The sequence below is a fragment of the Actinopolyspora mortivallis genome (genome assembly GCF_003001495.1).
In the GTDB taxonomy this organism is placed as follows: Bacteria; Actinomycetota; Actinomycetes; order Mycobacteriales; family Pseudonocardiaceae; genus Actinopolyspora; species Actinopolyspora mortivallis_A.
Genome location: NZ_PVSR01000013.1, coordinates 51,594 through 76,254, shown reverse-complemented (window position 1 = coordinate 76,254; position 24,661 = coordinate 51,594). Strand labels below are relative to the sequence as shown.

General features: G+C 69.5%; 23 protein-coding genes and 1 pseudogene. 13 read left to right on the top strand and 11 right to left on the bottom strand.

Annotation, left to right across the window (positions count from 1 at the left end):
• From CEP50_RS10100 to CEP50_RS10085, 4 genes are all read right to left on the bottom strand, one after another.
• On the bottom strand, positions 1 to 527 hold a 527-nt coding region (locus CEP50_RS10100), incomplete at its 3' end, for an alcohol dehydrogenase catalytic domain-containing protein (protein WP_181188316.1).
• A 102-nt stretch (positions 528 to 629) separates the two neighbouring features.
• The gene (locus tag CEP50_RS10095) at positions 630 to 1,055 is read right to left on the bottom strand and encodes a cupin domain-containing protein (RefSeq protein ID WP_106113688.1); all 426 of its coding nucleotides are present in this window, start codon (positions 1,053 to 1,055) and stop codon (positions 630 to 632) included.
• A gap of 211 nt (positions 1,056 to 1,266) precedes the next feature.
• Entirely contained in the window at positions 1,267 to 1,941 is a 675-nt protein-coding gene (locus CEP50_RS10090; protein WP_106113687.1) for an SDR family oxidoreductase, read from the bottom strand.
• Between the two features lie 93 nt (positions 1,942 to 2,034).
• The gene (locus tag CEP50_RS10085) at positions 2,035 to 2,730 is read right to left on the bottom strand and encodes a type 1 glutamine amidotransferase domain-containing protein (protein WP_106113686.1); all 696 of its coding nucleotides are present in this window, start codon (positions 2,728 to 2,730) and stop codon (positions 2,035 to 2,037) included.
• 122 nt (positions 2,731 to 2,852) lie between these two features.
• Between CEP50_RS10085 and CEP50_RS10080 the strand changes: the two genes are divergently transcribed.
• Positions 2,853 to 3,800: a LysR family transcriptional regulator gene (locus CEP50_RS10080; protein ID WP_181188315.1), complete on the top strand. Its 948-nt coding sequence runs from the start codon at positions 2,853 to 2,855 to the stop codon at positions 3,798 to 3,800.
• Positions 3,801 to 3,852: 52 nt separating this feature from the next.
• Here CEP50_RS10080 and CEP50_RS10075 read toward each other — a convergent pair whose 3' ends face one another.
• On the bottom strand, positions 3,853 to 5,229 hold the full coding sequence (locus tag CEP50_RS10075; protein WP_106113685.1) for a dihydrolipoyl dehydrogenase family protein: 1,377 nt from the start codon (positions 5,227 to 5,229) through the stop codon (positions 3,853 to 3,855).
• Between the two features lie 184 nt (positions 5,230 to 5,413).
• Here CEP50_RS10075 and CEP50_RS10070 point away from each other — a divergent pair, with 184 nt between their 5' ends.
• The 7 genes from CEP50_RS10070 to CEP50_RS10040 all read left to right on the top strand — a co-directional run bounded on the left by CEP50_RS10070 (position 5,414) and on the right by CEP50_RS10040 (position 13,851).
• On the top strand, positions 5,414 to 6,112 hold the full coding sequence (locus tag CEP50_RS10070; RefSeq protein WP_106113684.1) for a mycothiol-dependent nitroreductase Rv2466c family protein: 699 nt from the start codon (positions 5,414 to 5,416) through the stop codon (positions 6,110 to 6,112).
• Positions 6,113 to 6,271: 159 nt separating this feature from the next.
• Positions 6,272 to 7,867: a serine hydrolase domain-containing protein gene (locus CEP50_RS10065; protein WP_106113683.1), complete on the top strand. Its 1,596-nt coding sequence runs from the start codon at positions 6,272 to 6,274 to the stop codon at positions 7,865 to 7,867.
• Between the two features lie 198 nt (positions 7,868 to 8,065).
• Entirely contained in the window at positions 8,066 to 9,100 is a 1,035-nt protein-coding gene (locus tag CEP50_RS10060; protein WP_106113682.1) for a thymidylate synthase, read from the top strand.
• A complete protein-coding gene (locus tag CEP50_RS10055) occupies positions 9,097 to 9,831 on the top strand; it encodes a class I SAM-dependent methyltransferase (RefSeq protein ID WP_106113681.1) in 735 nt (244 codons plus the stop codon). The genes CEP50_RS10060 and CEP50_RS10055 overlap by 4 nt, the downstream gene beginning before the upstream one ends.
• Positions 9,832 to 9,935: 104 nt before the next feature.
• Positions 9,936 to 10,385 (top strand): nucleoside 2-deoxyribosyltransferase, encoded by a 450-nt coding sequence (locus tag CEP50_RS10050; protein WP_106113692.1) that lies wholly within the window; start codon positions 9,936 to 9,938, stop codon positions 10,383 to 10,385.
• Positions 10,382 to 11,662 (top strand): HAD-IIA family hydrolase, encoded by a 1,281-nt coding sequence (locus tag CEP50_RS10045; RefSeq protein WP_146134786.1) that lies wholly within the window; start codon positions 10,382 to 10,384, stop codon positions 11,660 to 11,662. The genes CEP50_RS10050 and CEP50_RS10045 overlap by 4 nt, the downstream gene beginning before the upstream one ends.
• Before the next feature lie 167 nt (positions 11,663 to 11,829).
• Positions 11,830 to 13,851 (top strand): oxidoreductase, encoded by a 2,022-nt coding sequence (locus CEP50_RS10040; protein ID WP_106113679.1) that lies wholly within the window; start codon positions 11,830 to 11,832, stop codon positions 13,849 to 13,851.
• Positions 13,852 to 13,905: 54 nt separating this feature from the next.
• Here the strand turns inward: CEP50_RS10040 and CEP50_RS10035 are convergent, their stop codons facing one another.
• Complete coding sequence (locus tag CEP50_RS10035; protein WP_106113678.1) at positions 13,906 to 14,997, bottom strand: carboxylate-amine ligase; 1,092 nt, start codon at positions 14,995 to 14,997, stop codon at positions 13,906 to 13,908.
• Positions 14,998 to 15,096: 99 nt separating this feature from the next.
• Complete coding sequence (locus CEP50_RS10030) at positions 15,097 to 16,182, bottom strand: LLM class flavin-dependent oxidoreductase (protein WP_106113677.1); 1,086 nt, start codon at positions 16,180 to 16,182, stop codon at positions 15,097 to 15,099.
• Between the two features lie 195 nt (positions 16,183 to 16,377).
• Here CEP50_RS10030 and CEP50_RS10025 point away from each other — a divergent pair, with 195 nt between their 5' ends.
• The 4 genes from CEP50_RS10025 to CEP50_RS10010 all read left to right on the top strand — a co-directional run bounded on the left by CEP50_RS10025 (position 16,378) and on the right by CEP50_RS10010 (position 19,880).
• On the top strand, positions 16,378 to 16,992 hold the full coding sequence (locus tag CEP50_RS10025; protein ID WP_258175135.1) for a PadR family transcriptional regulator: 615 nt from the start codon (positions 16,378 to 16,380) through the stop codon (positions 16,990 to 16,992).
• Between the two features lie 421 nt (positions 16,993 to 17,413).
• Complete coding sequence (locus CEP50_RS10020) at positions 17,414 to 17,803, top strand: hypothetical protein (protein ID WP_106113676.1); 390 nt, start codon at positions 17,414 to 17,416, stop codon at positions 17,801 to 17,803.
• Between the two features lie 299 nt (positions 17,804 to 18,102).
• Positions 18,103 to 18,684 carry a TetR/AcrR family transcriptional regulator gene (locus CEP50_RS10015; RefSeq protein WP_106113691.1) on the top strand — a complete coding sequence of 194 codons (582 nt, stop codon included), beginning with the start codon at positions 18,103 to 18,105 and terminating at the stop codon, positions 18,682 to 18,684.
• A gap of 2 nt (positions 18,685 to 18,686) precedes the next feature.
• Positions 18,687 to 19,880, top strand: a complete 1,194-nt coding sequence (locus tag CEP50_RS10010) for an FAD-dependent monooxygenase (RefSeq protein WP_106113675.1) — start codon at positions 18,687 to 18,689, stop codon at positions 19,878 to 19,880.
• A gap of 48 nt (positions 19,881 to 19,928) precedes the next feature.
• Here CEP50_RS10010 and CEP50_RS10005 read toward each other — a convergent pair whose 3' ends face one another.
• The 3 genes from CEP50_RS10005 to CEP50_RS09995 all read right to left on the bottom strand — a co-directional run bounded on the left by CEP50_RS10005 (position 19,929) and on the right by CEP50_RS09995 (position 22,729).
• A complete protein-coding gene (locus CEP50_RS10005; RefSeq protein WP_106113674.1) occupies positions 19,929 to 21,095 on the bottom strand; it encodes a beta-1,3-glucanase family protein in 1,167 nt (388 codons plus the stop codon).
• A 183-nt stretch (positions 21,096 to 21,278) separates the two neighbouring features.
• Entirely contained in the window at positions 21,279 to 22,175 is an 897-nt protein-coding gene (locus CEP50_RS10000; RefSeq protein WP_106113673.1) for an alpha/beta hydrolase, read from the bottom strand.
• On the bottom strand, positions 22,172 to 22,729 hold the full coding sequence (locus tag CEP50_RS09995) for a quercetin 2,3-dioxygenase (protein WP_106113672.1): 558 nt from the start codon (positions 22,727 to 22,729) through the stop codon (positions 22,172 to 22,174). Before CEP50_RS09995 ends, CEP50_RS10000 begins: the two co-directional genes overlap by 4 nt.
• A gap of 98 nt (positions 22,730 to 22,827) precedes the next feature.
• Here CEP50_RS09995 and CEP50_RS09990 point away from each other — a divergent pair, with 98 nt between their 5' ends.
• A complete protein-coding gene (locus tag CEP50_RS09990) occupies positions 22,828 to 23,277 on the top strand; it encodes a MarR family winged helix-turn-helix transcriptional regulator (protein ID WP_106113671.1) in 450 nt (149 codons plus the stop codon).
• Positions 23,278 to 23,367: 90 nt separating this feature from the next.
• Here the strand turns inward: CEP50_RS09990 and CEP50_RS09985 are convergent.
• Positions 23,368 to 24,410, bottom strand: a pseudogene (locus CEP50_RS09985) (alcohol dehydrogenase catalytic domain-containing protein).
• Positions 24,411 to 24,661 lie beyond the last annotated feature (251 nt).

Below are 24,661 nucleotides of genomic sequence, written 5' to 3'. Positions count from 1 at the left end.
CCGCCGCAGCCGTGCACCGCGACCCACTGGCCCGCCCGGACCTCCCCCTGCCGCAGGACCGCCCGGAAGGCGGTGGCGAACCGGCAGCCGAGAGCGGCGGCCGGGGTGGAGGTGAGCTCGTCGGGCAGGGCCACCAGGTTCGTTTCGGCCCGCCGCACGGCTACCCGCTCGGCGAAGGATCCCCAGTGGGTGACTCCGGGCTGGAACTGGTGCGCACAGACCTGTTGATTCCCCGTGGCGCACTGGTGGCACGTGCCGCAGGCGCACACGAACGGGACGGTGACTCGCTGCCCGGGATGCCAGCCACGCACCAGCGAGCCCACCTCGACGAGGCGTCCGGCCAGTTCGTGCCCGGCCACGTGCGGCAGGGCGACCTCGGACTCGTGGCCCTGCCAGGTGTGCCAGTCGCTGCGGCACAGTCCGGTGGACTCGACCTCCACGACCGCCCCGTCGGGGGAAACATCCGGGTCGGGGACGGTGCGTACTTCGGGGGTGGCCCCGAACTCGTCGAACACAACGGCCCGCATCACTGTCCCCTCCACGTCGGCGTCGGGCCGGATCCTACGGGCCGGCACGCACCGTCCGTGCCAGGGACCGGCGACGTCGAACGGGAGCATGCGGGGCCCGGGTCAGTCCCGGTCGCTTGCCCAGGCGGGGGGAGGGGGAGCCGGTACGACGAGTTCGCCGCCCCGGGGATTGAGGTAGAGGGCCGCCAGGTGCACCGTCTCGGGACCGACGGCGGTACCGCAATGGACGTAGTCGGGTCCTTCCGGTTCCACGAAGGCGTCCCCAGCACGGTAGCACCGTGTGGTTCCGTCCGGTTCGCAGTGGAGTAGTTCGCCGTGTTCGACGATCACGTACAGGCAACCGGGGTGGTAGTGCCATCCCGTGCTCGTTCCCGCCGGGAAACGGAGTCGACGCAACACGAAGTCGCGCCCGTGTATCCCCGGTACACCGTGTTCGGCCGGTACGGTTCCCATCGCCAGCGTTTCGCCCGGCGGGGGAGTGCGGCTCCCCTCGCGGGGTGCCTCGTGCGTCCTGCCGTGGTCCGCCACCGAAGTTCCTTCCCTCACGTGAACACGCACCTGCCGCGTGGGTGCGTCGTTGCCGGGTCGTCCTGCGTGGCGTGCATGGTGGCCGGCAATGCTGACGCGACGCTGACGTGTCCCTGACACGTGCTGGTTGTTCCTGGGAAAGGAGGTGCTCGGAGGAAGGTGCGCCACGGAGTCCACCCTCCGGCGGTGGGGGCGGGGTCCGGCCGGACGGCTACCCGTGGCCGGTGGGACCTCCCAGGGCGGCGACCGCCTCCGCGACAGGGGTGTCCCCTTCGGTCAGTTCGAGCGTCCGTCCGCCCGCCCGCCGTGTGGTGAGCAACTCGGCCAGCACGGCGGCCACGTCCTGACGCGGAACCCGGCCGGGAGCCACCGGTGGGGAGGACAGTGTGACCAGACCGCGTCCCGGATCCTCGGTGAGCGCGCCGGGACGCAGGACGGTCCAGTCCAGGTTCCGGGAGCGCAGGTCCTGTTCGGCGCTCGTCTTGGCGTCGATGTAGGCCTGCCAGACCTCTCCGGCGTCCGGGTCCGGGGTCCGTCCGGCACCCATTGTGGAGACCTGCACGAAACGCGGCACTCCGGCCTCCTCCGCGGCCGAGGCCAGCAGTACCGATCCGTCCCGGTCCACGGTGTACTTGCGTTCGACGCCGCTTCCGGGCCCCGAGCCCGCCGCGAACACGAGCGCGTCGGTGCCCCGCAGCAGCCGGGTGACCTCGTCCCGGCCGGCGTGTTCCAGATCGAGTTCGAGCGGGTGAGCCCCGGCGGCCTCCACGTCGGGGGCGTGCTCGGGTTTCCTGACCAGCCCGAACACCTCCGCTCCCCGTTCGTGGAGCAGAGCGGTCAGCCGCAACGCGATCTTCCCGTGTCCACCCGCGATGGTGATGCGCATCTCGGTCCTTTCCGACTGGGCGTGACCGGAGGCGTTCTCCGCGCCGGTGTGCCGGGCGGACCCCGGCCTCGGCCGCCGGGGTCCGCCCCTGACTCACGCCAGAGTGGCGAGCATCCGTTCGGCCAGCGGCTCGGAGGAGGCCGGGTTCTGGCCGGTGTGCAGGGTGCGGTCGACGACCACGTTGGGTTCCCACGGTTGTCCCTCGGAGAACTCGGCTCCGAGAGCCACCAGCCTGTCCTGGAGCAGCCACGCGGCCTTGTCGGCCAGCCCGGCCTGCTTCTCCTCCACGTTGGTGAACCCGGTGAGGCGGTAGCCGGCGAACGGGCTGGTGCCGTTTCCGCTCTCGGTGGCCAGCAGGGCCGCCGGGGCGTGGCAGACCACCCCCAACGGCTTGCCCGACTCCAGGGCGTCGGTCAGCAGCCGGGCGGAGTCCCCGTTGACGGACAGGTCCTCCATGGGGCCGTGACCGCCCGGGTAGAACACCGCGTCGTAGTCCTCCAGCCGCACGTCCTCCAGCCGTACCGGCTGGCGCAGTTCGGCGGCGGAGTCCAGGGTGGCGGCGACCCGGTCGGCTTTCTCCTGGCCGCCGTTGGCCTCCGGGGCCAGACTGGAACGGTCGACTGGGGGAAGAACACCGCCGGGAGTGGCCACGACCACCCGGTGTCCCGCCTCGGTGAACACGCGGTACGGGGCGGCGAACTCCTCGGCCCAGTAGCCGGTGGGGTGCTGTGTCCCGTCGGCCAGCGTCCAGTGGTCGGCGCCGGTCATCACGAACAGGATCCTGGCCATGTTCCCACTCTCCTCGTCCTCGAAGCTCTTTTCCGGGCCCTGACTCGGTGGCCTGGGCCGTTCGGGGGCACGGTCTCGACCGTAGGCCGCATTTCCATTATTCGGCCAATAGGGTTTCCGCTATGGCCCATAGGAACGATGATGGCTCTGCCGGGGACCTCGGCCCGGGGAGCACCGGCGCTCCCCCGGAGCTGGGTTTGCTGCGTACCTTTCTCGTCGTGTACCGCTCCGGGGCGTTCACCGCCGCCGCCCGGCTGCTGGGGCTGTCCCAGCCCACCGTGACCGCCCAGGTGCGCACCCTGGAGCGACGTCTGGGGCGTCGGCTGTTCGAGCGGGTGCCCAAAGGGGTGGTCCCCACCACGGTGGCCGACGAGCTGGCCGCCGAGGTGGCGGGCCCGCTGGACACGTTGACCGCCGTGGCCGAGCGCGGCAGGGAACGCGGGCGGGTGCCCGCCGAGCCGGTGCACCTGGCGGGCCCGGCCGAGTTCCTGTGCGTGAGCGCGCTGCCGGCGCTGGGTGACCTCGTCGAGCGGGGAGTGCGGCTGCGGATCACCACCGGCCTGGCCGACGAACTGCTCGACGGGCTGCGGGACGGGCGCTTCGACCTGGTGGTCTCGTCCGTGCGGCCACGCGGTCGCACCGTCACCGCCGTCCCGCTCATGGACGAGGAGTTCGTGCTGGTGGCCTCCCCGAGCTGGGCGGAGCGGTTGGGACCGCTCACCCCGGAGGAGCCGGGGGCCGTGGAGGAGGCACCACTGGTCACCTATGCCGAGGACCTGCCCATCCTCCGCCGGTACTGGCGGCACGTGTTCCACCGGCGGTTGACCACGCGGGCGGCGGTGGTGGTTCCGGATCTGCGCGGTGTGCGCGCGGCCGTGGTCGCCGGGGCCGGGGTCACCGTGTTGCCCCGGTACCTGTGCGCCGCCGAACTCGGGTCCGGCGAGCTGGTTCCGTTGCTGGAGCCCGTCGACCCCCCGGTGAACACGGGCTTTCTGGCCCACCGCACCGGTGCTGCCCAGCGCGAACACGTCACCCTGGTGCGTGAGCGGCTGCTGCGCCGTTCCCGGTGAGGAAGCAACCGCGTTCGTCCCCCGGGCCGACGGAACCCGGGGTGGCGGGGAACTATCCGTCCACATCGTCCAGCGCGGACTCGAGGGCCCGATGGAAGGTGGGGAAGGCCAGGATCATCCGACGCAGCTGGGCCACGTGCACCTGCGTCTGCACCGCCACGGCCAGTGCCCCCAGGACCTCTCCACCCGACGGGGCCACCACGGTGGCTCCCACCGGGATGTCGCGTTCGGTGTCGACCACCACCTTGATCAGACCGGCGTTTCCCGGCCCGTGGATCCATCCCCGCGTCGAGGAGGGGATCTCCGTCGTGCCGGTGCGCACGGGCACCCCCCGCTCCCGCGCCTCGGCTTCGGTCAGTCCCACGGCGGCGACCTCGGGGTCGGTGAAGACGACGGCGGGGGAGGCCCGGTAGTCGGCCGGGACCGGGTCCCGCCCCAGGATGTCGTCCGCCGCGATACGTGCCTGGTACACCGAGACGTGGGTGAACGCCCCGTGGCCGGTGACGTCGCCGACGGCCCAGACCCCGTCGGCGGCACGCATGAGCCCGTCGACCTCCACGGTGCCCGCGTTCTCGTCGATGCCCAGTGTTCCCACACCCAGAGTTGTCAGGTCCGTGCGCCGTCCGGTGGCCACCAGCAGCCGTTCCACGGACAGCGTCTCGCCCGAGGACAGCTCCACGGTGAACCGACTTCCGTCGTGACGGACCCGGCCGGCCGGGTCCTCGGTGCGCACCGTGATCCCCTCGTCGGTGAACAGTCCGGTGAGCAGTGAGGCCGCTTCGGGCTCGTAGCGGGAGAGCAGCCGGGGGCCGGACTCGATCACGGTGGTCTCCGTGCCGAACCGTGCCAGCACCTGGGCGAACTCCACCCCCACCGGCCCGCCGCCGAGCACCGCGATCGAGGAGGGAAGCCGGCGGGCGCGCACGGCCTCCCGATTGGTCCAGAACGGGGTCTCCGCCAACCCCTCCACCGGAGGGACTCTCGGTTCGGTGCCGGGGTTGAGCACGATCGCCCGGCGTGCGCGGACGACGTGCTCACCCTCGGAGGTGGTCACGGTGACCTCACCCGGTGCGGTGATGCGGCCGGAACCACGGAGGAACCGACCACCGGTGCCCTCGAACCGCAGCACGGCGTCCCGGTCGTCCCACCCGCTGGTGGCCTCCTCACTGATGCGGTCCGCCACCGGCGTCCAGTCCGGCCACACCCGGCTCGTGCCCGCGAGCCCGGGGACACGTCGGGCCTCGGCGAGGGCCCCGGATCCCCGCAGCATCATCTTGGTGGGAATGCAGGCGAAGTAGGGGCACTCCCCGCCGAGCAGGCGGTGGTCCACCCCGAGCACGTCCAGGCCCGCCGCCGCCAGCTGCCCGGCCACCTGTTCGCCGCCGGGACCCATACCCACCACGACGGCGTCGACCGTTTCGTCCGGCATCGGACCTCCTGGGACGGTGGGGGCAAACCGTGGGACCAGCACACCACTGTCCCGGCGGAGGCGCACGCCGGAGGACGGGCCGGCCACGGCTGGCGGGCGTTCCGCCGCGGTGTTGCCATGGAACCCGTGCCTCCGGAAACGGGGCGAGTGGGTCGAACACGGAGGGGCGGGGGAAGAACGTCGTATGGCTGTCGAACAGGTGGAGTTCCACTTCGATCCGGTCTGCCCGTTCTGCTGGGTGACCTCCCAGTGGGTGCGGGAGGTGGTCTCGCTGCGTTCCGTCGAGGTCAGCTGGCGTCCGCTGTCGCTGCGCGTGCTCAACGAGGGGATCGGCTACGCGGACAAACCCGCCGACTACCCACAGGCGCACCAGCGCGGGTTGGAGATGCTGCGGCTCGTGGTGGCCGCCGAGCGGCTCTACGGCCCGGAGATCGTCGGGGAGCTCTACCGGGAACTGGGACAGGCGGTCTGGGACGCGCCGGCTCCCTCCCGGGCCACGTTCGAGGCGGTACTGGCCGAGACAGCCCGGCGGCGGGACCTGGGGGCGGTGCTGTCCCGGCTCGGACTGGACACCGCCCTGGCGGAGGCGGCCAGCGACAGCGAGTACGACGAGGTGATCCGGCAGGAGACGCACGCGGCGGTGGACCGCGCGGGTGGCGGGGTGGGAACCCCGATCCTGTCGTTCGCCCCACCGGACGGGCCCGCCTTCTTCGGGCCGGTCATCGACACGCCACCGGAGGGACAGGAGGCACTGCGGCTCTGGGACGCGGTGACGACCCTGGCCTACCGGCCCGGCTTCGCCGAACTTAAACGCGGTGTGCGGTCGTTCCCCGACACCCCGCTCAGTGCCGCCATCGCCGGGGAGCGGACCCGGGTGCGGTGAGACCTCTCGCGTCCGCGCGCTGCCCGCGTCCGGGAGAGCGCGCCGGTGGCACTTCACCAGGGGAACGCCCCCCGAAAGGGGGCTGTGTTTCTCCCCTGGTGGGGGACGCCGGGCGTGGCCGGTGGGGTGTGGACCGGTTGCAGGGTGTCGAATGGGGGGATGAGCGCGTTCACACGTCGTGGCTTCCTGGTACGGCTCGGAACGGGGATCACCGCTGTCACGGCGGGTTGGGGTCCCAGGGCGGAGGGAACGGCGGAGGGACAGCCGTGTTCGCGGGACGGTCTGTCCCGGGTGGACCCGGAGCGGGCCGGAGTCGACCCGGCGGGGGTGCTGGACTTTGCCCGGGGACTGGAGGAGGCGGGGTTCGCCGGGAACAGTTTCATGCTGTTGCGCGGGGGAAGGGTGGTCGCCGAGGGGTGGTGGCACCCCTACGTCCCCGACGCGGCGCAGTTGACCTACTCGTTGACCAAGAGCGTGGTGGCCACCGCCGTCGGTTTCGCCCTCGCGGAGGGCCTGCTCCGCCTCGACGACCGGGTGATCGACGTGGTGGGTGATCTGGTGGGCGGCACCCCCTCCGCGCACCTGAGACAGTTGCGGACCAGGCACCTGCTGACGATGACCGCCGGACACCGCCGGGACCCGCTGCGGAGTCTGCGGCTGCCCCGCTCGGCACCGAGCACCGAGTGGACCCGGGCCGTGCTGGAGGTGCCGATCGACCACGCCCCCGGAACACGTTTCGCCTACAGCAGCGGAGCCCTGTTTCCACTGGGGACGATGCTGCATCGGGTGACCGGGTTGAACCTGCGGCAGTACCTGCGCCCACGGCTGTTCGAACCGCTCGGCATCCGGGTCGGTTTCTGGGAGGAGTTCACCGACGGAGCCAACGTGGTCAGCAGTGGTCTCGCGCTGACCACCGCCGACATCGCCAAACTGGGACAGCTCCACCTGCGCCGGGGGGTCTGGAACGGACGTCGGGTGTTGCCCCGTTGCTGGGCCGAGCGGGCCACGGCCAAGCAGGTCGACACCCTGGGGCGCTCACCGGACGAGTCGGTGGGCTACGGGTACCTGTTCTGGCGCGGCAGGCACAACACCTACCGTGCGCACGGGGCGTTGGACCAGTGCTCGGTGGTCATGCCCGACCAGGACGCCGTGCTCGCCACCACGGCCCAGCGCCACGGGACGGTGCTCGACCTGGCCTGGGGGCGGTTGTTGCCCGCCATGGACTCCGCGCCGTCGACGCCGGGGCGGCGGTGGGACGAGGAACTGGCCGGGCTGCGGCATCCCGTGGCAGAGGGAGCCCCGGTCGGTCGCACCGAGCGGTCCGGTCGCTACGTGTTCGCGGACAACGAGCTCGGTGTCGAGGCGATCACCCTCGACATCGACCGACGTCGGTGCTCGGTGGTGGTGGACAACGAACGGGGACGTCACTCCGTACTCTGCGGCGTGGGGCACTGGGTGGAGTCGCGCAGCAGCCTGTCGGCGCTTCCGGTGCTGTTGTCCTATTCCACCGACCGCGGCGTCTACCGCCCTCCCCGGTGGAACCGGGTCGCGGGTTCGGCGGCCTGGCCCGAGCCGGACACGCTGCGGATGATCTGGCGTTTCCTCGGGACGCCGCACGCGGACACCCTGACCCTCCGCTTCCGGGGCGGGACGGTGGAGGTGGAGTTCGCCAACAGCGTGTCCCTGCGCGGTCAGGACACCGACGACAGGCCGGTGCTGGTCGGAAGGAGGCAGAACCGGGCTCCTTCCGTGTGACCCGGGCGCCCCGTGCCGGTGGTGCGTGGCGGCGTCAGCGCCGTTTCGGTCCGCTGTGGACTTGCGTGATGGTGATCACCGTCGGGTACCGTCGGCCGTGCGCCACGCGGGAGCTCGCGCCGAAGCGGGCTGAGAGGACGGCTGAGGTCGTCGACCGCCGAACCTGTCCCGGGTAACACCGGCGAAGGGAGCAGCAGGGTGACCACCACCGACCCCGAGTTCACCCGAGCCAGCGAGTCCGGCTACTACGCCGATTTCCACAGTGCCTATGTGGACCGACTGCGCCGGGTGTTTCTGGAGCCCACCTTCCGCAACGCCCCGCGGGGGTTCGCCAGTCGGGAACGGCTGGCCGAACAGTTCGTTCTGCGTGATCCGCGACAGCGGGTTCCGTTCGTGCCGGCACGGCGCACCAACATCGTGTTCAACTTCGCCGAGGCGCTGTGGTACCTGTCCGGACGGAACGACCTGGAGTTCATCGGCTACTACGCCCCGGGGATACGCCGCTACTCCATGGACGGCCGTTCGCTGACCGGCACCGCCTACGGCGCGCGGATCCTCGGTGCCGGCCCGGGCACCAGCCAGTGGAGCACGGTCACCGAGCAGCTGCGCGGGGATCCGGACACCAAGCGGGCGGTGCTGCAGATCTTCGGGGCCGAGGAGCTGTGGGTCGCCGACAACATCGACGTCGCCTGCACGTTGGGGCTCCAGTTCCTGCTGCGCGACGGTGCCCTGCACGCCGTCTCCTACATGCGGGCCAACGACGCCTACCGCGGGCTGGTCAGTGACCTGTTCTCCTTCACCTTCCTGCAGGAGTTCATGGCCACCGAGCTCGGGGTGCGACCGGGAAGTTACACCCACACGGTGGGATCCCTGCACGTGTACGCCTCGGACGAGGACAACGTACGGGCGGTGCTCGCCGATCCGGCGGGGGAGGTCGATCCCCCGTTCGTCCTGCCGGCCATGCCCGACCGGAACAACTGGGAGGTGCTGGGCGAGGTGCTCGAGATCGAGGAGGCGTTGCGCACCAACCGTCACCGTCTCGACAGCGGACTCACGAACTCCGGACTGCCGGAGTACTGGGCCCAGGTACTGGGACTGTTCGAGGTCTACCGCAGGCTCGTCCACGGTGAGCCTGTCACCGTCGAGCTGTTGCACGCGCTCGATCCGAGCTATGTGCGCCTGCTGGGCTGGCGCTGGGGGGACAGGGTGCCCGCCGGGGAGGTGTTCCGATGAGCACCAGCTGGCAGGCCGAGGAGGTCGCCGCCGGGTTCGAGGCCTACGACGACCTGCCCGAGCGCAGGATCGGATACCCGTTCGTGTTCGAGACGCTGGGGATCGGCGATCCCGCGGTCACCCGTGTCCTCGACTACGGCTGCGGGCCCGGCAAGGTCGCCGAGCGCGTGGTCGGTGCCTGCACGTCCACCGTGGTGGCGGTCGACTCCTCACCGGCGATGCTCGGGATCGCGCGGCGGCAGCGGCCGCATCCCCGGATCGACTACCGGCTGGTCCACGACGAACGGCTCGCTTTCCTGCCCGACGACAGCGTGGACGCCGCCATGTGCTGCTACGTGTTCATCAACATCGGCTCCCTGGACCGCATCGGACGCATCGCCGCCGAGATCCATCGGGTGCTGCGTCCCGGAGGTCGCTACGCCGTGCTCGACACCAACCCCAACACCACCGGGGTGCGGTTCTCCACGTTCCGCAGCGGCGACCCCGGACGTCGCTACGCCCCCGGCCAGCGGCGCCGTGTCCTGCTGTACCGCCCTGACGGGCACACCCTGGAGCTGATCGACCACCACTGGCCTCCCTCCACCTATCACCACGTGCTCGCCGAGGCCGGTTTCGGTGGGATCACCACGCACCAGCCCCTGTGGGAGGGGGGCCACGGTCCGGAGGACGAGCTCGCCGAGGGGAACGAACGCAGGAACCCACCCTTCCTGATCGTGACGGGGGAGAAGTGAACAGTCAGTCCCACACGGGCAGTCCGAGCACGACCGGAAGCTCCGGGCCGAGATCGGTGTTTCTCGCCGGGCCGTTCAAATCCCTGGTGGACTCCGAGGGGCGGATGCGCCCGTTCGAACGGAACCGCTACGAGGCGCTCATCCGGTTGCTGGAACAGCGCGGTTACGTCGTCCACAACGCCCACAAACGCGAGGGGTGGGGCAGGGAGTTCCTACAGCCCCGCGAATGCACCCGACTGGACTACGAACAGATCCGTGACTGCGACCTGTTCGTGGCCTTCCCCGGAGATCCCGCATCACCCGGCACGCATGTCGAGATCGGGTGGGCGGCCGCTCTCGGCACCCCGATGGTGCTGCTGCTCGAGGAGGGGCACACCTACGCCTTCCTCGTGAGGGGGCTGGACGCCGTCGCCGACGTCACCTACGTGTCCGTGCCCGCCGACCGCATAGCGTTCGCCCCCTTGGTCTCCGCGCTCACCGAGTTCGAGAACCGCGCTGACCAGCGGGCCGGTGCCCGGGAACGGGACACTCCGCGCTCGGGGACCGAGCGTTGAGTGCGCTCGGAGAGGGGTGGGTCCCGCCGGGGTCGCCGGCGGAGCACTTCGACGCGTTCCTCGTGGACCTCGACGGGGTCGTCCGTCTCGGTGACGCGCCCCTGCCCGGGGCCGTGGAGACCCTGGCGCGGCTGAGGGCAGCGGGCAAGGAACTGCGCCTGCTCACCAACGACCCCCGTCCCACGCGGCACGAGCTGCTGCGGCGGCTCGCCGAGCTGGGAGTGGAGTTCGTCCTCGACGAGATCGTCACCTGCGGGTGGGCCACCGCGGCCCGTCTGCGCGCGGCGGGCTGCGAGTCGGTCTTCGTGCTCGGCAGCGCCGGGTTGACCACCGAACTGCGCCACATGGGGATCGCGGTCGTCACCTCCCCCTCGGAACCGGCGGAGGCCGTGGTCGTCGGCTGCGACGAGAACTTGACCTACTCCGATCTCGACGAAGCGGTCGGGCGCATCCGCCGTGGGGCGTGGTTCGTGGCCACCAACGCGGACACCTCGTTTCCCGGTCCGACGGGGCCTCGCCCCGCCACCGGTGCGGTTCTCGCGGCCGTCGAGGCCGCCGCGGACCGCGGTCCACACGTCGTGGGCAAACCGCACCCGCCGATGTTCCGCGCAGCCGTGGAGGGGCTTTCCGAGGGGAGCCAAGCGGTCGTGGTGGGCGACAGCCCGCACTCGGACGTTCTCGGGGCCCACCAGCAGGGGCTGCGGGCGATCCTGGTCTCCACCGAGCCCGTGGACTTCCCCTCCCGGCGGGACTTCCGGATCCCGGACGCGCGGATCGCCGATCTCTCCGGCCTTCTCGATCCCGAGGTCGTGATCCGGAGGTGGCAGCACCCCGAGTTCTCGTGGCCGGACACCGTCCGGGCCGGGGTGGCGGCCGTGGTGTTCGACGAGGCCGGCGACGTGCTGCTGCAACGCAGGGCCGACAACGGGATGTGGGGACTGCCCTCCGGCCATGTGGAGCCGGCAGAGACCGTCGAGGAGGCGGTCACACGCGAGGTGTTCGAGGAGACCGGACTGCGGGTCCGGGTCACCGGCTTGATCGGCGTCTACTCCGAGCCCGAGTCGCAGAGCTTCGTGTATCCCTCCGGCAGGGTCAGCCATTTCGTCACCTCCTGTTTCCGCTGTCGGGTCGTGGAGGGCACGCCGGGCGCGCACGGAGCGGAGACACTCGAAGCGGCGTTCTTCTCCCCGGACGCGTTGCCCACCGGCCTGCTGCCCATGCATCCCCGGTGGCTCGACGACGCCCGCGTGGGTCGCTGGGCGGCACACATCCGGTGACGGCGGCGTTCTCGTCCTGACCGGAGTACGCGGGAGTCCGGCACTGTCCGGTGCCCGGACGCGTTCCTGTCCGTGCGGGTGGAGGCCCACCTCCGCTTTTATGCAACTAGTTGCAATAGGCTGGGGCGTGGTTGACCGTGCTCCGTGAGAACCCCAGGAGGAAGCCGATGACCGCCTACCCCCACCTGCTCAGCCCGTTGGACCTGGGACCGTTCACCCTGCCCAACAGGGTGATCATGGGTTCCATGCACGTCGGACTCGAGGAGGCTCCCGACGGGTTCGAACGCATGGCCGCCTTCTACGCGGAACGGGTGCGCGGCGGAGTCGGACTGATCGTCACCGGTGGCATCTCCCCCAACGAGGAAGGAAGGGCCTACCGGGGAGGCGCGGCACTCACCACGCCCGAGGAGGCGGACCGGCACCGGGTGGTGACCGACGCGGTCCACCGCGAAGGGGGACGCATCGCCATGCAGATCCTGCACACCGGACGATACGCCTACCACGAGAACCCCGTGGCCCCCAGCGCGTTACGAGCTCCGATCAGCCCGCACGTGCCGCGGGAACTGAGTGAGCAGGAGGTCGAACGGACCGTCGAGGACTTCGCCCGCTGTGCGGAGCTGGCCGCCGCGGCCGGCTACGACGGCGTCGAGGTCATGGGCTCGGAAGGCTACCTGATCAACGAGTTCCTCGTCAGCGCCACCAACAAACGGCAGGACCGGTGGGGAGGTTCCCTCGAGAACCGGATGCGCTTCCCGCTGGAGATCCTCCGCCGTGTCCGCGAGCGAGTGGGTGAACGGTTCGCGGTGATCTACCGACTCTCCATGATCGACCTGGTGCCGGAGGGAGCCACCCAGGACGAGGTGCTCCGACTGGCCCGGGAGGTCGAGAAGGCCGGGGCCGACGTCATCAACACGGGCATCGGGTGGCACGAGGCCCGGATCCCCACGATCGCCACCTCCGTCCCCCGGGCGGCCTTCACCCGGATCACCGAGCGGATGATGGGCGAGGTCTCCGTTCCGCTGGTCACCAGTAACCGCATCAACACCCCCGAGGTCGCCGAACGGGTACTGGCCGACGGTCACGCCGACCTGGTGTCCATGGCCCGCCCGCTGCTGGCCGACCCCGCCTTCGTCGCCAAGGCGGCCGCGGGAACCCCCCAGGCGATCAACACCTGCATCGGGTGCAACCAGGCCTGTCTCGATCACGTGTTCGCGGGGAAAACCACGTCCTGCCTGGTCAACCCCCGCGCCTGCCACGAGACGGAGCTGGTGCTGTCCCCCACGCGCCGTGTTCGGGACGTGGGGATCGTGGGGGCCGGTCCCGCCGGGATGTCCTGCGCCGTGGCCGCGGCCGAACGCGGGCACCGGGTCACCCTCTACGACGCCGCCGAGTCCGTGGGAGGCCAACTCGACATCGCCCGGCGTGTGCCGGGCAAGGAGGAGTTCGAGGAGACCCTGCGGTACTACCGGCACCACCTCGACGCGTACGGGGTGCGGCTGCGACTCGGCACCGAGCTCGACGCGGAGCAGCTGTCCGCGGCGGGACACGACGAGATCGTGCTCGCCACCGGTGTGGTTCCCCGGATTCCCGACATCCCCGGAATCGACCACCCCAGCGTGCTGGGTTACCTCGACGTGCTCCACGGTCGGGCCGCTGTCGGCCAGCGCGTCGCCGTCATCGGGGCCGGGGGGATCGGGGTGGACGTCACCGAGTACCTCACCGCCTCGGACGAGGAGGCCGCGCACCGGCCGGAGGTCTTTTTCGCCCGGTGGGGCGTCGACGTGGAGCGCACCGCGCCCGGCGGGCTGACCCGGCCTCTTCCCGAGCGGATACCACGCGAGGTGTACCTGGTGCAGCGCAGCACCGGCAAGGTCGGAGCGGGTCTCGGCACCACCACCGGCTGGATCCATCGGGCCGAGCTCCGCGACCGCGGGGTCACCACGCTGGCCGGGGTCACCTACGACCGGATCGACGACGAGGGACTGCACCTCGACCACGAGGGGCAACGGCGGGTGCTTCCCGTGGACAACATCGTGGTGTGCACCGGTCAGGAACCCCGCAGGGAGCTGTACGAACAGCTGCGGGCAGGGGGACAGCGGCCCCACCTGATCGGAGGTGCCTCCGAAGCGGCGGAACTGGACGCCAAACGTGCGATCGACGAGGGCACCCGGCTGGCGGCGGCGCTGTGAGGGTTCCCGGGAACTCGGACTGTTCCGGGCGACGCGGAGGACCCCGCGCCGGACTCACTCCTCGACGGAGGGCACGGTCGTGGCCCGCAGCACGTCGTGCAGCTCGTTCCTGACGCGGAACGCCTCCCGTTGCAGGTTCGCGTTCGTACCCTCCCGCAACAGCCGGTTCACCTGCTCGTGCACCGTGTCGTGGTCCCCGTGGGCACGCAGGGCCGGTTCGAGATACGCCAACAGCGTCCGTACGCGTTTCTCGGCGGGGTGGGCCCGCGCCGTGACCGGATCGATCAGCTCGCCGGACAGTCCGGAGCGGGCGGCGCGCCAGCGGGCCGCCCGCTCCAGCTCCGGAACGGAGCGCGGCAGCGGAACTCCGCCGCGTTCCTCGGCCACGCAGTGCGCGGCCAGGGCCCGGGCCAGGCCCGCCAGCATCACGGTCTGTTCCACCCTGGGCACCACGTCGCAGATCCGGAACTCCACCGTGGCGAGGTGCTCGGAGGGGCGCACGTCCCAGTAGAGCATCCCCCGGTCCTGCAACACCCCGGAGTCGACGAGCCGCTGGGTCAGCTCCACGTAGTCGGAATAGCAGTCGAACACCCCGGGCATCCCCGCGCTGGGCCACTGCCACCACACCTGCGCCCGGTAGCTGTCGTACTCGGTGTCCTCACCGCGCCAGAACGGCGAGTTCGCCGACAGCGCCAGGAAGACGGACAGCCACGGTCTGGACCGGTTCATCACGGCCACGGCCAGCTCGGGGTCGGCCACCCCCACGTGGATGTGACATCCGCACACCACCTGCCTGCGGGCGACCACACCGAAGCGGGTGGCCATCTCCTCGTACCGGCGGGAGGGGGTGATCGTCGGAGTGTGGTCCCCCGGGTGCGTTCCGCTGGCCACCAGCCGTTCCCCGCGTCGCTCGGCCCGGTGGGCGAGGTCCTCACGGAGTCGACTCAGTGTCCCGCGCAGTTCCGCCAGGTCCGAACACACGGGAGTGGACAGCTCGACCTGGGAGCACAGCAGTTCGGGACCGAGGTGTCCCGAGGGGGTGTCCTCCCCGCCGGTCAGCGGGGGAGACGAGCGGGACAGTTCCCCCGTGGTGGGGTCGACGAGGTGGAATTCCTCCTCCACTCCCAGCGTGTGTTCCACGGGCACACCACCACCCCCACGGGAAGGGACGTGTCTACACCCCCATCGTTGCCCAGGCGCGGACGTCGCGCCAGCAGCGGCGGGGAACCCCGGGGTCCCCGTGGCTCACGTGCCGCCGTCGCCCGAGCTCGCCACACGGCGCTCGTGCGTGGGCGCCTCCGGTACGTGGGCGGGTTTGCGGGCGGCGAACTCCCTGCGCAGCACCGGAACCACCTCCTCGCCGAGGATGTCGAGCTGTTCCAGCACGGTCCTGAGCGGCAATCCGGCGTGGTCCACCAGGAAGAGCTGACGCTGGTAGTCGCCGACGTACTCGCGGAAGGACAGCGTGCGCTCGATGACCTGTTGGGGACTGCCCACGGTGAGCGGGGTCTCGGCCATGAACCGCTCCAACGACGGTCCTCCCCCGTAGACGGGGGCGTTGTCGAAGTACGGACGGAACTCGGCCACCGCGTCCTGCGAGCGGGGACGCATGAACACCTGACCTCCGAGCCCGACGATCGCCTGCTCGGCCGAGCCGTGCCCGTGGTCCTCGAAACGCTGCCGGTACAGCTCCACCATGCGCCGGGTGTGTTCGACAGGCCAGAAGATGTGGTTGTGGAAGAAGCCGTCGCCGTAACGGGCGGCCTGTTCGGCGATCTCGGGACTGCGGATGGATCCGTGCCACACGAACGGCGGGATCCCGTCCAGCGGACGAGGTGTGGAGGTGAACCCCCGCAGGGGGGTGCGGAACCGGCCCTCCCAGTCCACCTCCTCCTCACGCCACAGGCGGTACAACAGATGGTAGTTCTCCAGGGCCAGCGGGATGCCCTGGCGGATGTCCTGGCCGAACCAGGGATACACCGCCGCCTGGTTGCCCCGTCCCAGCATGAGGTCCACCCGGCCGCCGGCGAGGTGCTGCAGGACGGCGAAGTCCTCGGCGATCTTGACGGGGTCGTTCGTGGTGATCAGGGTGGTCGCGGTGGACAGGACCAGTCGTTCGGTCCGGGCTGCCACGTAGCCCAACATGGTGGTCGGGGAGGAGGGCACGAAGGGGGGATTGTGGTGCTCACCGGTGGCGAACACGTCCAGCCCCACCTCCTCCGCTTTCTGGGCGATGGTGGCCATCGCGGTGAGTCGTTCGTGCTCGCTCGGCACACGCCCCGTGGTGGGATCCGGGGTGACGTCACCGACGCTGAAGACGCCGAACTGCATCTCGCACCTTCCTCGGGGATCGGGTTCGCTGGAGCGAACACACCGGATGTTCGTGTTGTTCCCCGGAAGAAGACCGCTCGACTCGATGGTGACCCCGCTCACCGCCGGACGTGAACGGTTCTGCGGGCGGCGGGCGTGACGAACCTAGAATGGCGTTCGCGAACCCCGGAACGTCGGAGAGGCTGTGGTTTCCGCATGTCGCTGCAGCACGCGATCATCACCGCTCTGCTGGAGAAGCCCTCCTCGGGACTGGAGCTGACGCGCAGGTTCGACCGGTCGATCGGATACTTCTGGCCGGCCACGCACCAACAGATCTACCGGGAGCTGGCCAGGCTCGAACGGGCCGGATGGATCCGCACGCTTCCCGGGGAGCCCGGGCGTGGGGGCAGGAAGGAGTACGAGGTCCTGCCCGAGGGGCGTGCTGCGCTGGCCGAGTGGGTGGGCACGGAGGCCGATCCGAAACCGATCAGGGACGCGTTGGTGCTGCGACTGCGGGCCGCCGCCGTGGTCGGACTGAACGGTGTGGACGAACAACTGCGGCGACATCGCCTGCTGCATCGGCAGCGTCTGTCCGAGTACCTCGACATCGAGCAGTCCGACTTCCCCGACGGGGGCGAGGAGGGTGCCGCCTCCGGGGACCGACTGCGCCACCTCGTGCTGCGCGCCGGGATCAAGCTGGAGAGTTTCTGGCTGGAGTGGATCGACGAGACCCTCGCTGAGTTGGATCGGGAGCGGTCCCGCTCCACGACGAGCCCGGTGCGGGATCCTTCCGGCGGGGAGCCCGAAGTGTCGCGGGGCGAGGATCCGTGACGGTGATGCCCGTGTGAACTCGTTCCGGCCGGTTCTGGCGGGTGGCTGCCGTCCCATTGCCGCATCGCCGGAAGGAACCCGCTGCGGGGCTTCGGGAAAGGTTCGTGGAACCCGGTCCGCTCCGGGGGAGAATTCGTCGTTGTCGGGAACACGAGACCGGTAATCCGGAAAATGTCACGTCGAACGTGTCCCGTCGTCGGGGTGCCGTCCCTTCCGTCGTGTTTATGAACTTTTTCGGTGGACCATGCAGCCCGGAGCTCACTCGATAGGGCGAACCTCGCGGATTCTTTGATGACCTCCGCGTCGATGGTCAATATATTCGGGGCCGCTCGGTTTTTTGGGGGCCGAGCGACGAAATGGGGGTCTTTTTCGAGAGCTTCTTTCGTGATCAGTCGATCAAGCACCGTATGGAGGTAGTATCGTGCGTACCACGACTCGTGTCGGTCTCGCCGCGGGCATGGCCCTCGGCTGTCTGGTTCCCGGGGCGGCAATGGCTGCCACGGAGGCGGAGACTCCCGCCGCGCGCACCATCACCAAGATCACCTGCTTCAACACCCAGGACTGGCCCGGGGCGGACGAGACGTTCATCCGGGTGACAGGTGGAGCCAATCTTTGGGGTCCGACGAGTATGTCGGAGAACGACTCCAAAAATCCCAATGTGCGAGTACACGACGGAACCACCATCGGAATCTGGGACGATGACGGTCCGGGCGGTCTCGACGACCTGATCGGCAGGGTGACTGTCCGGTCAGGAAAGCATTCCTACGACATCCAGGGCAACGGGGCCTCCTACGGGCTCTACATTCGGTAGGTGCCGGCCCGGCGAAACGGTCCGGAGGCGTGAGTCTTTGCCGAGGCCATGTGTCCGGTAACGGCGGGTGGGGTGCCTAACCGGCTCGTTGCCGCTGAAACGGTCCCGCTCCGGACTTGTCGCCGTGTACGGGGTGCCGCGGGAAACGCGGTGCTCTCCTCGGTATACGGATCCGTCCTCGGCCCGCACGGACAGGTGTGCGGGCCGGGAGGGGTTGTTTTCTCCGTGCTCGGAGCGGTACGTTCAGGTCGAACGTACAGGACGATCGACCTGAACGATTGCCCGAGAGGATGGGGACGATGGCATCACCGGCGGCGGAACACGGACGGCAGGTGCGTCAGCGGCTGTTGGAGGCCGCCGTCGAACTCATCCCCGAACGGGGGTGGGCCGCCGTGAGCACCAGAGTGCTGGCCGATCGGGCCGGGGTGAACCCGAGCGTGGTGCACTACCACTTCCCGTCCCTGTCGGTGCTGTTGCGGACGGCCGTCACCGCTTTCGCGCGGCGGATGTTGGAGGAGCTCGCCGAGAGCGTGGAGTCCGCACGCACTCCGGACGAGGCCGTGGACACGATGTGTGCGGCGGTGCAGCGTTACACCGGCTTCGACCGGGAGTCACTGCTGCTGGTCGAAACCTATCTGGCCTCCACCAGGGACGAGTCCCTGCGCTGCGAGTTCGGCCAGCTGGTGACCGGTTTCCGGGAAAGGGTCGGGCAGTGGCTGCGTGGCCACGGGATCGCCGCCCCGGAGGAGACGGCCGCCGTGTTGCTGGCCTCGTTCGACGGGTTGTTGTTGCAGCGTGGGCTGGGTTCCGTTCCGGATCCCGGCTCCGTGTCGGTCGTGCTGCGCGGGATGCTCAGTCAGAACTCCACGACGAGGGAGTGACCATGAGAGTGGTGGTCTGCGGGGCCGGAATAGCCGGTCTCACCCTGGCGAACCGGATCGCCGCGTTCGGTGGGGACGTCGTGCTGCTGGAACGCAGCCCCCGTCCACGGGAACAGGGATACATGATCGACTTCTTCGGTCCCGGCTATCGGGCCGTCGAGGCGATGGGACTGTTACCCGCCGTCGAGCGGATCTCCTACGAGTTCGAGGAGGCCAGCCTGCTCGACCGGCACGGGCGGCGTCGCGCGGGGGCCCATCCCAAACAGTTCACCTCGGGAGACTTCCTGAACGTGATGCGCCCGGACCTGGAGAGCGTGTTGTGGGAGAGTCTTCCCGCGACGGTCGAGACGCGTTTCGGGACGAGTCCCGTCGCCGTGCGGGAGGAGGACGGCGGGGTTCGCGTCGCCGTCGAGGACGGCACCGAGATCGGGGCCGACCTGCTCGTGGGAGCGGACGGGATCCATTCCACGGTGCGGCGGCTGGTCTTCGGTGCGGAGTCCCGGTTCCTGCGTCACCTGGGGCTGCACACGACGGCGTTCCTCCTCGACTCCCCCGAGGTGCGGGACCGTCTCGGCGAGAGGTTCTGTCTCACCGACACCCTCGGAAGGCAGCTGGGACTCTACGCTCTCCGGGACGGTCGGGTGGCCGTTTTCGGGGTGCACCGGGCGCGGAACTCCGGCCTGCCCGAGGATCCCCGTACCGCGGTGCGGCGGGTGTACGCGGGACTGGGCTGGGTGGTTCCCGAGGTGTTGCGGCAGTGCCCTCCGAGCGAGGAGATCTACTACGACCAGGTCGCACAGAGTCTCGTGCCGAGCTGGAGCAACGGCCGTGTGGTACTGCTCGGCGACGCCTGTTACGCGGTCTCCCTGCTCGCCGGGCAGGGTGCCTCCCTGGCGTCCGGCGGAGCGTACCTGTTGGCCGAGCGGCTGGCGAAGGAGTCCGAACCGGAACGGGCCCTGGTCGAGTACGAGAGACTGTGGCGACCGGTGGTGGAGGAGAAGCAGCGGGCCGGCCGTGCGGGGGCGGACTGGTTCCTGCCGGAGTCGTCCTGGGCACTGTGGTTGCGGCGCACGGTACTGGGGATGACCCGGTTTTCCGCGGTGAACCGTCGTGTCGGCGAGTTCCTGCTCGGCAGACGCCCCGCCGCGAGGGCGGAGGGACGAGAGGCCCCCGAACTGGCCGACCTTCTCGAGTGACCACCCGGCCCGGGGAGGAGTCCGCCTGGGCCGGGTGGCTCGTCACGGTCACCACGGGGTGAGCGTGAGCGTCACCGAGGTGGGCGCGCCGTCCTCGACGTAGGAGGCGAAACCGGCCACGTCGTCGAACGCGAATCCGTAGGCCCGGCCGTCGACGGTGTTGGCGTGCATCACCCGCGCGTAGTGGTTGGAGATCTCCGCTCGGTAGAACCGCGCGGGGTCGGTCGAGGGCTGGTTCGTGACGGTGTGCAGTGTGGAGCGGTTGAGTCCGGCCCCGAGGATCGCGGCCACCGGCCCTCGGGGCGCGGCACCGGCGTGCAGCGCCCCGTCACAGAACAGCACGTCGCGGGTGGTGGGGCGGGGGAAACTGCCCACCTCGCCGTCGAAGACGAACTCGTCCCCGGAAACTCTTCCGGTGTACACGCCCGTTCCGATGTCGACGGTCATGTTCGTCGAGCGGTACTTCTCCCAGACCCGGTCGATGTAGGGGTCGAAGTAGGTGGGGGAGAACTTCCCCAGGTCCAGAGCGTGTCCGGGTGCGATGACCCGATAATCCCCCTGACGTAGGTTCTCGAACCCTGGATGGGCCGCGACCTGGGATAGTATTCGCTGCCGCCCTCCGGGCTCGATACGACCGGTGGTCCGGTTGCCGGCGCCGAGAAGGTGGATGGACGAGGGGACGCTGAACATGTCCACCATGGTCGTGTTGCAGTGCATCCCCCGCTCGTTGAGTGTGAACTCGAAGGTGTCGTGCGGCACGGTGTTGCTCGGGTCGCTCGGCACCCATCCGGCCGGGTACTGCAACGCGGGTTCGCCCGTACCGCTTTCGACGACCCTGAACTTCAGTTCATCTCCCAGGGCGAAGTAGATCCGCCCGGACATGGGCGGCAGCGAGAGGGTGGTGTTTCCGTTGCTGTTGAGCGGGATTCCGTAGTGGGCGTATCCGTCCGAGCCGTTGTCGGAGAACGAGACGGGAACCGCCCGTCCGTCGGCGGTGACGTGGCACTGGCGGCCGCCGGGGTCCACTCCGACGATGTAGAGCGTGATCGACGTGTTGGCGAACTCGCCGGTGTCGTTGACCACGGTCAGCGGCAGCGCGGGGACGGCCGGACGTGCTTCGCGGGCTCCGGGGGAGGCCACGGAAGTGGCGGCCAGCGTCGGAATCGCCAGGGCCGTGGTTGACAGTCCGGTCAGGAAGGACCTTCTGGTGAACACGATTCCTCCTCGAGGGCCGAGGTGCCGGTTCGGCCCGTTGGGGTCCAGACCAGTCTGCTGGTGACCTGACCGATCAAGCACTCCGCTGTTCTCCGCTCCTCCGGTGGTCCGTCCGGTGCAGCCACCACGGTTGAGGAGGGTTTTTCCACCCCTTTCGGACACCCGGTTGTCACTGTCGGAGGCTCATCCGAGGACCCGTGCGGCGAAGGCCAGTGAACGGGCGAAGACGTCCTCGACCTCCTCCTCGGAGGCCCCGTACCAGCCGTGCTCGCACCCGGGAAGCGTCCGCAGTTCGGCCGAGACTCCCTGGTGCCGCAGGGCGGCGGCGAGTTCGCGACTGTGCGAGCAGGGCACCATCGTGTCCCGCTCGCCGTGTACCAGCAGGAACGGCGGGGCCTGGGGATGTGCCCGTGCCGAGGGGCTGGCCGTGTGCGCCCACGGGGGGTCGGAGGCCGGGGCGGCACCGAGCATGCGGGCTTCCGGGGTGTCCGGATCCCACGGTGAGTAGTTCTCCCGTTCGGCGGTCAGGTCCCCACCGGGGCCGTACCAGATCACGGCCCCGCGCAGCGGGGGCGTGGGACGGGTGAGTGCCAGCAGCGCCGCCAGGTGCCCGCCAGCGGACTCGCCCCAGGCCACCGTTCGTGTGGTGTCGATCCCGAGTTCGTCGCGACGCAGGGTCAACCACCGCAGTGCGGAGTGGAGATCGTCCACCTGCGCCGGGAAGACCGCCTCGCCGCTGAGACGGTAGTCCAGGCAGGCGACCGCGAGTCCTTCCGCCGCCAGACGCGCGAACGGGCCGGGATTCCAGTCACGGGTACGCGGTCCCATGTCGTCCCGGCGTCCCCGCATCCAGGCTCCGCCGTGGACGAACAGCACCAGCGGAGCAGGGGTGTTCGTCCGCGCGGGTAGCCACAGGTCCAGTTCGAGGGGCCTGCTGCCGTTCACCTCCGCGTAGGGGACGCCGCGCAGCGTCCGCACTCCCGCATCCCGCACGGCGGCGGCAGGCAGGGCGGCCTCGTCCGGATGCGGGGCGACAACGAGACTCCGCAGAGTTGGCCGTGCTTCGTTCGCCTCGTTCATTCCGTGTGCCACCGGTGCTCGGGCAGGAAACGCACGTCGTACTGGTGACCGACCCGTTCGAACCGTTCCGCCGGGGGGACGACGGGTTCTGTGGGCAGGCCGAGTCGTTCGGTGGGGGCTCCGAGATTTTCGAAGAAACGCTCGAACGTGCCGCCGGGACCGGCGGCCACCCCCACGACACGGCTGTGGTGGCGTTCCATGCGGTAGGCGTGGGGGCAGTTCTTGGGGACGAAACCGAAGTCGCCCTCGCCGAGCAGCCTTTCCTGCTGTTCGCCCTCGGTGTCCTCCACGAACAGGCGCACGGCTCCCGCCGTCACGTAGAAGACCTCGTAGGTGTCCGGATGCACGTGGGCCGGGATGATGTCGCCCTTGGGGCCCTCACAGGTGAAGAAGTTGAAGGTGTTCTCGGTCTGCTCCCCGCCCGCGTAGACGGTGACCAGGTCTCCGAAGAGGTGGGCGCGGTCTCCCTCCCCCTTCCGGATGAAGTAGGGCCTGCCCGGTTCCGCCGGGATGTGGGAGGTTGTCCGATAGCGGGTGGCGTACTCGATCGTCATGTCTGCTTCCTGAGCCGGCGAACTCTGTCTGTCAGGTAGCCTGACATACGTGTTCGTGGTCCGACAAACCCCCTCCGGGAACTCTGCGAAAGGGACGAATGCACACCACCGGTCACAACCTCCCCCAGCTGCTCGGTCAGGCCCGTCGTTGGTTCGAGGAGGCGCTGCTGGAGACGCTGCGGAAGAGAGGACAGACTCCGGTATCGCCGACCCAGCTCCAGCTGTTCTCCGTGCTCGACGAGCGAGGGGCCACGATCTCCGAACTGGCCCAGTGGATGGGAGTCACCCGGCAGACCACCCATCAGGCCGTGCACGGTCTGATGGACGCGGGACTGCTGGAGCAGTCCCCCCACCCGGAGTCGGCCAGCAGGAGGCTGATCCGGCGCACCCGACTGGGGCGGCAGCTGCACGGCGAGGCCGAGGCCGTCCTCGACGAGCTGGAACGGGAGCTGGCCCGGCGCATCGGAAGCGACACGGTGGAGCAGCTGCGTACGGCCCTGGAGGCTTCCTGGGGCGAGCCGCCGAACGTGGACGAGAGCGGGAACTGACGTGCCTTCCCGTCGCGGGACAGCCGGTTGGTGCTCGGTGCGTCCTCGGCTGAGTTCGAAGCCGTGCCCCCGTGCCAGAACTCGGAGGGGTCACTCGGGGTTGTTCAGCAGTACCTTCATGGCACGATTCTCCGAGGCCTTGTCGAACGTGTCGTAGGCCTCCATGATGTCCGGGAGCGCGAACGTGTGGGTGGCCAGTTCCGAAACGGGGAGCAGTCCCGCTGTGAGTAGGGACAGCAGTCTGGGAGTGCTGTGGGTGTTGACGAGCCCCGTCGTGATCGTGATGTTTCTGTTCCAGAGTTCCTCGAGATGCAGTGTCGCCGGTTCTCCGTACACACCGATGCTGGCGATCCGTCCCGCCGGTCTGACGAGACGGGTGCACAGTTCGAAGGTCTCAGCGGAACCGACCGCTTCGATCACCACGTCCGCGCCCCGTGACCGTGTTATCTCACGTACCAGCTGCTCGGGGTTCTCCGTGTGGCTGACCGCGGCGTCGGCTCCGAGACGTCGCGCCACCTCCAGACGGGGTGCGGACCTTCCGACCACGATGATCCGACCGGCGGAGTAGAGTCTGGCCGCTCCGAGGGCGGCGAGCCCGATGGGGCCCGGTCCGACGATGACCACGGTGTCCCCGGGAGAGACTCCGCCGTTGAGTACCCCTGTCTCGTAGGCGGTCGGGTAGACGTCGGAGACCAGGATCGCCTCGTTGTTGGCTGCCTCGTCGGGGAGAACATGGGTGGAGGTGTCGGCGAAGGGGACGCGGACGTACTCGGCCTGTGTGCCGTGAACCGCGTTCCCGAGCTTCCAGCCTCCCCCACCGAGGCACTGACTGTATGTTCCTTCAGGCAGTAGCCGCAGCGTCCGCACGAGGTGATGCACGAAACCAGGACACGGTCGCCCGGCTTCGCCGTTCGAACGTCGCTTCCGACCTCGACGACCTCGCCGACGGCCTCGTGGCCCAGTACGGTACCGGCTGCGACATCGGGGACATCGCCGTGGATGATGTGCAGGTCCGTTCCGCAGATGGTCGTCGTTGTCACTCGGACGATCATGTCGGTGGGGGACAGAAGGGAAGGATCATCGATGCTCTCCCAGGAAAAACGTGCTGTTCCGTGAAAAACCAGTGCTTTCATCCTTCTTCTCCTGACACCGAGGTTGTCACTGTGTGTTTCCTGATGGTCGCCGGAGCTTTCTGTTCGTTCGAACCAGTGAAATCCGGCACGTTTCGAAACTGTTTTCGGGAAATATGTTGTTCGGTCGACTTTCTTGACGAAGCTGATACGGAGCTGGCGGTGATGTCCTCATCCGTTCCGGGTGGAACTCTGTGACTCGGATGGTTCCGCCGGGATACTAATCGTGGTCGTGTCCTTCGGCAGGACGTACA

Excerpts from the sequence above, each read along its gene's own strand:
- CEP50_RS10090 (WP_106113687.1), bottom strand. The coding sequence starts at position 1,941 with ATGCGCATCACCATCGCGGGTGGACACGGGAAGATCGCGTTGCGGCTG.
- CEP50_RS10085 (WP_106113686.1), bottom strand. The coding sequence starts at position 2,730 with ATGGCCAGGATCCTGTTCGTGATGACCGGCGCCGACCACTGGACGCTG.
- CEP50_RS10080 (WP_181188315.1), top strand. The coding sequence starts at position 2,853 with ATGGCCCATAGGAACGATGATGGCTCTGCCGGGGACCTCGGCCCGGGG.
- CEP50_RS10075 (WP_106113685.1), bottom strand. The coding sequence starts at position 5,229 with ATGCCGGACGAAACGGTCGACGCCGTCGTGGTGGGTATGGGTCCCGGC.
- CEP50_RS10070 (WP_106113684.1), top strand. The coding sequence starts at position 5,414 with ATGGCTGTCGAACAGGTGGAGTTCCACTTCGATCCGGTCTGCCCGTTC.
- CEP50_RS10065 (WP_106113683.1), top strand. The coding sequence starts at position 6,272 with ATGAGCGCGTTCACACGTCGTGGCTTCCTGGTACGGCTCGGAACGGGG.
- CEP50_RS10055 (WP_106113681.1), top strand. The coding sequence starts at position 9,097 with ATGAGCACCAGCTGGCAGGCCGAGGAGGTCGCCGCCGGGTTCGAGGCC.
- CEP50_RS10050 (WP_106113692.1), top strand. The coding sequence starts at position 9,936 with ATGCGCCCGTTCGAACGGAACCGCTACGAGGCGCTCATCCGGTTGCTG.
- CEP50_RS10040 (WP_106113679.1), top strand. The coding sequence starts at position 11,830 with ATGACCGCCTACCCCCACCTGCTCAGCCCGTTGGACCTGGGACCGTTC.
- CEP50_RS10030 (WP_106113677.1), bottom strand. The coding sequence starts at position 16,182 with ATGCAGTTCGGCGTCTTCAGCGTCGGTGACGTCACCCCGGATCCCACC.
- CEP50_RS10025 (WP_258175135.1), top strand. The coding sequence starts at position 16,378 with ATGTCGCTGCAGCACGCGATCATCACCGCTCTGCTGGAGAAGCCCTCC.
- CEP50_RS10015 (WP_106113691.1), top strand. The coding sequence starts at position 18,103 with ATGGCATCACCGGCGGCGGAACACGGACGGCAGGTGCGTCAGCGGCTG.
- CEP50_RS10010 (WP_106113675.1), top strand. The coding sequence starts at position 18,687 with ATGAGAGTGGTGGTCTGCGGGGCCGGAATAGCCGGTCTCACCCTGGCG.
- CEP50_RS10000 (WP_106113673.1), bottom strand. The coding sequence starts at position 22,175 with ATGAACGAGGCGAACGAAGCACGGCCAACTCTGCGGAGTCTCGTTGTC.
- CEP50_RS09995 (WP_106113672.1), bottom strand. The coding sequence starts at position 22,729 with ATGACGATCGAGTACGCCACCCGCTATCGGACAACCTCCCACATCCCG.
- CEP50_RS09990 (WP_106113671.1), top strand. The coding sequence starts at position 22,828 with ATGCACACCACCGGTCACAACCTCCCCCAGCTGCTCGGTCAGGCCCGT.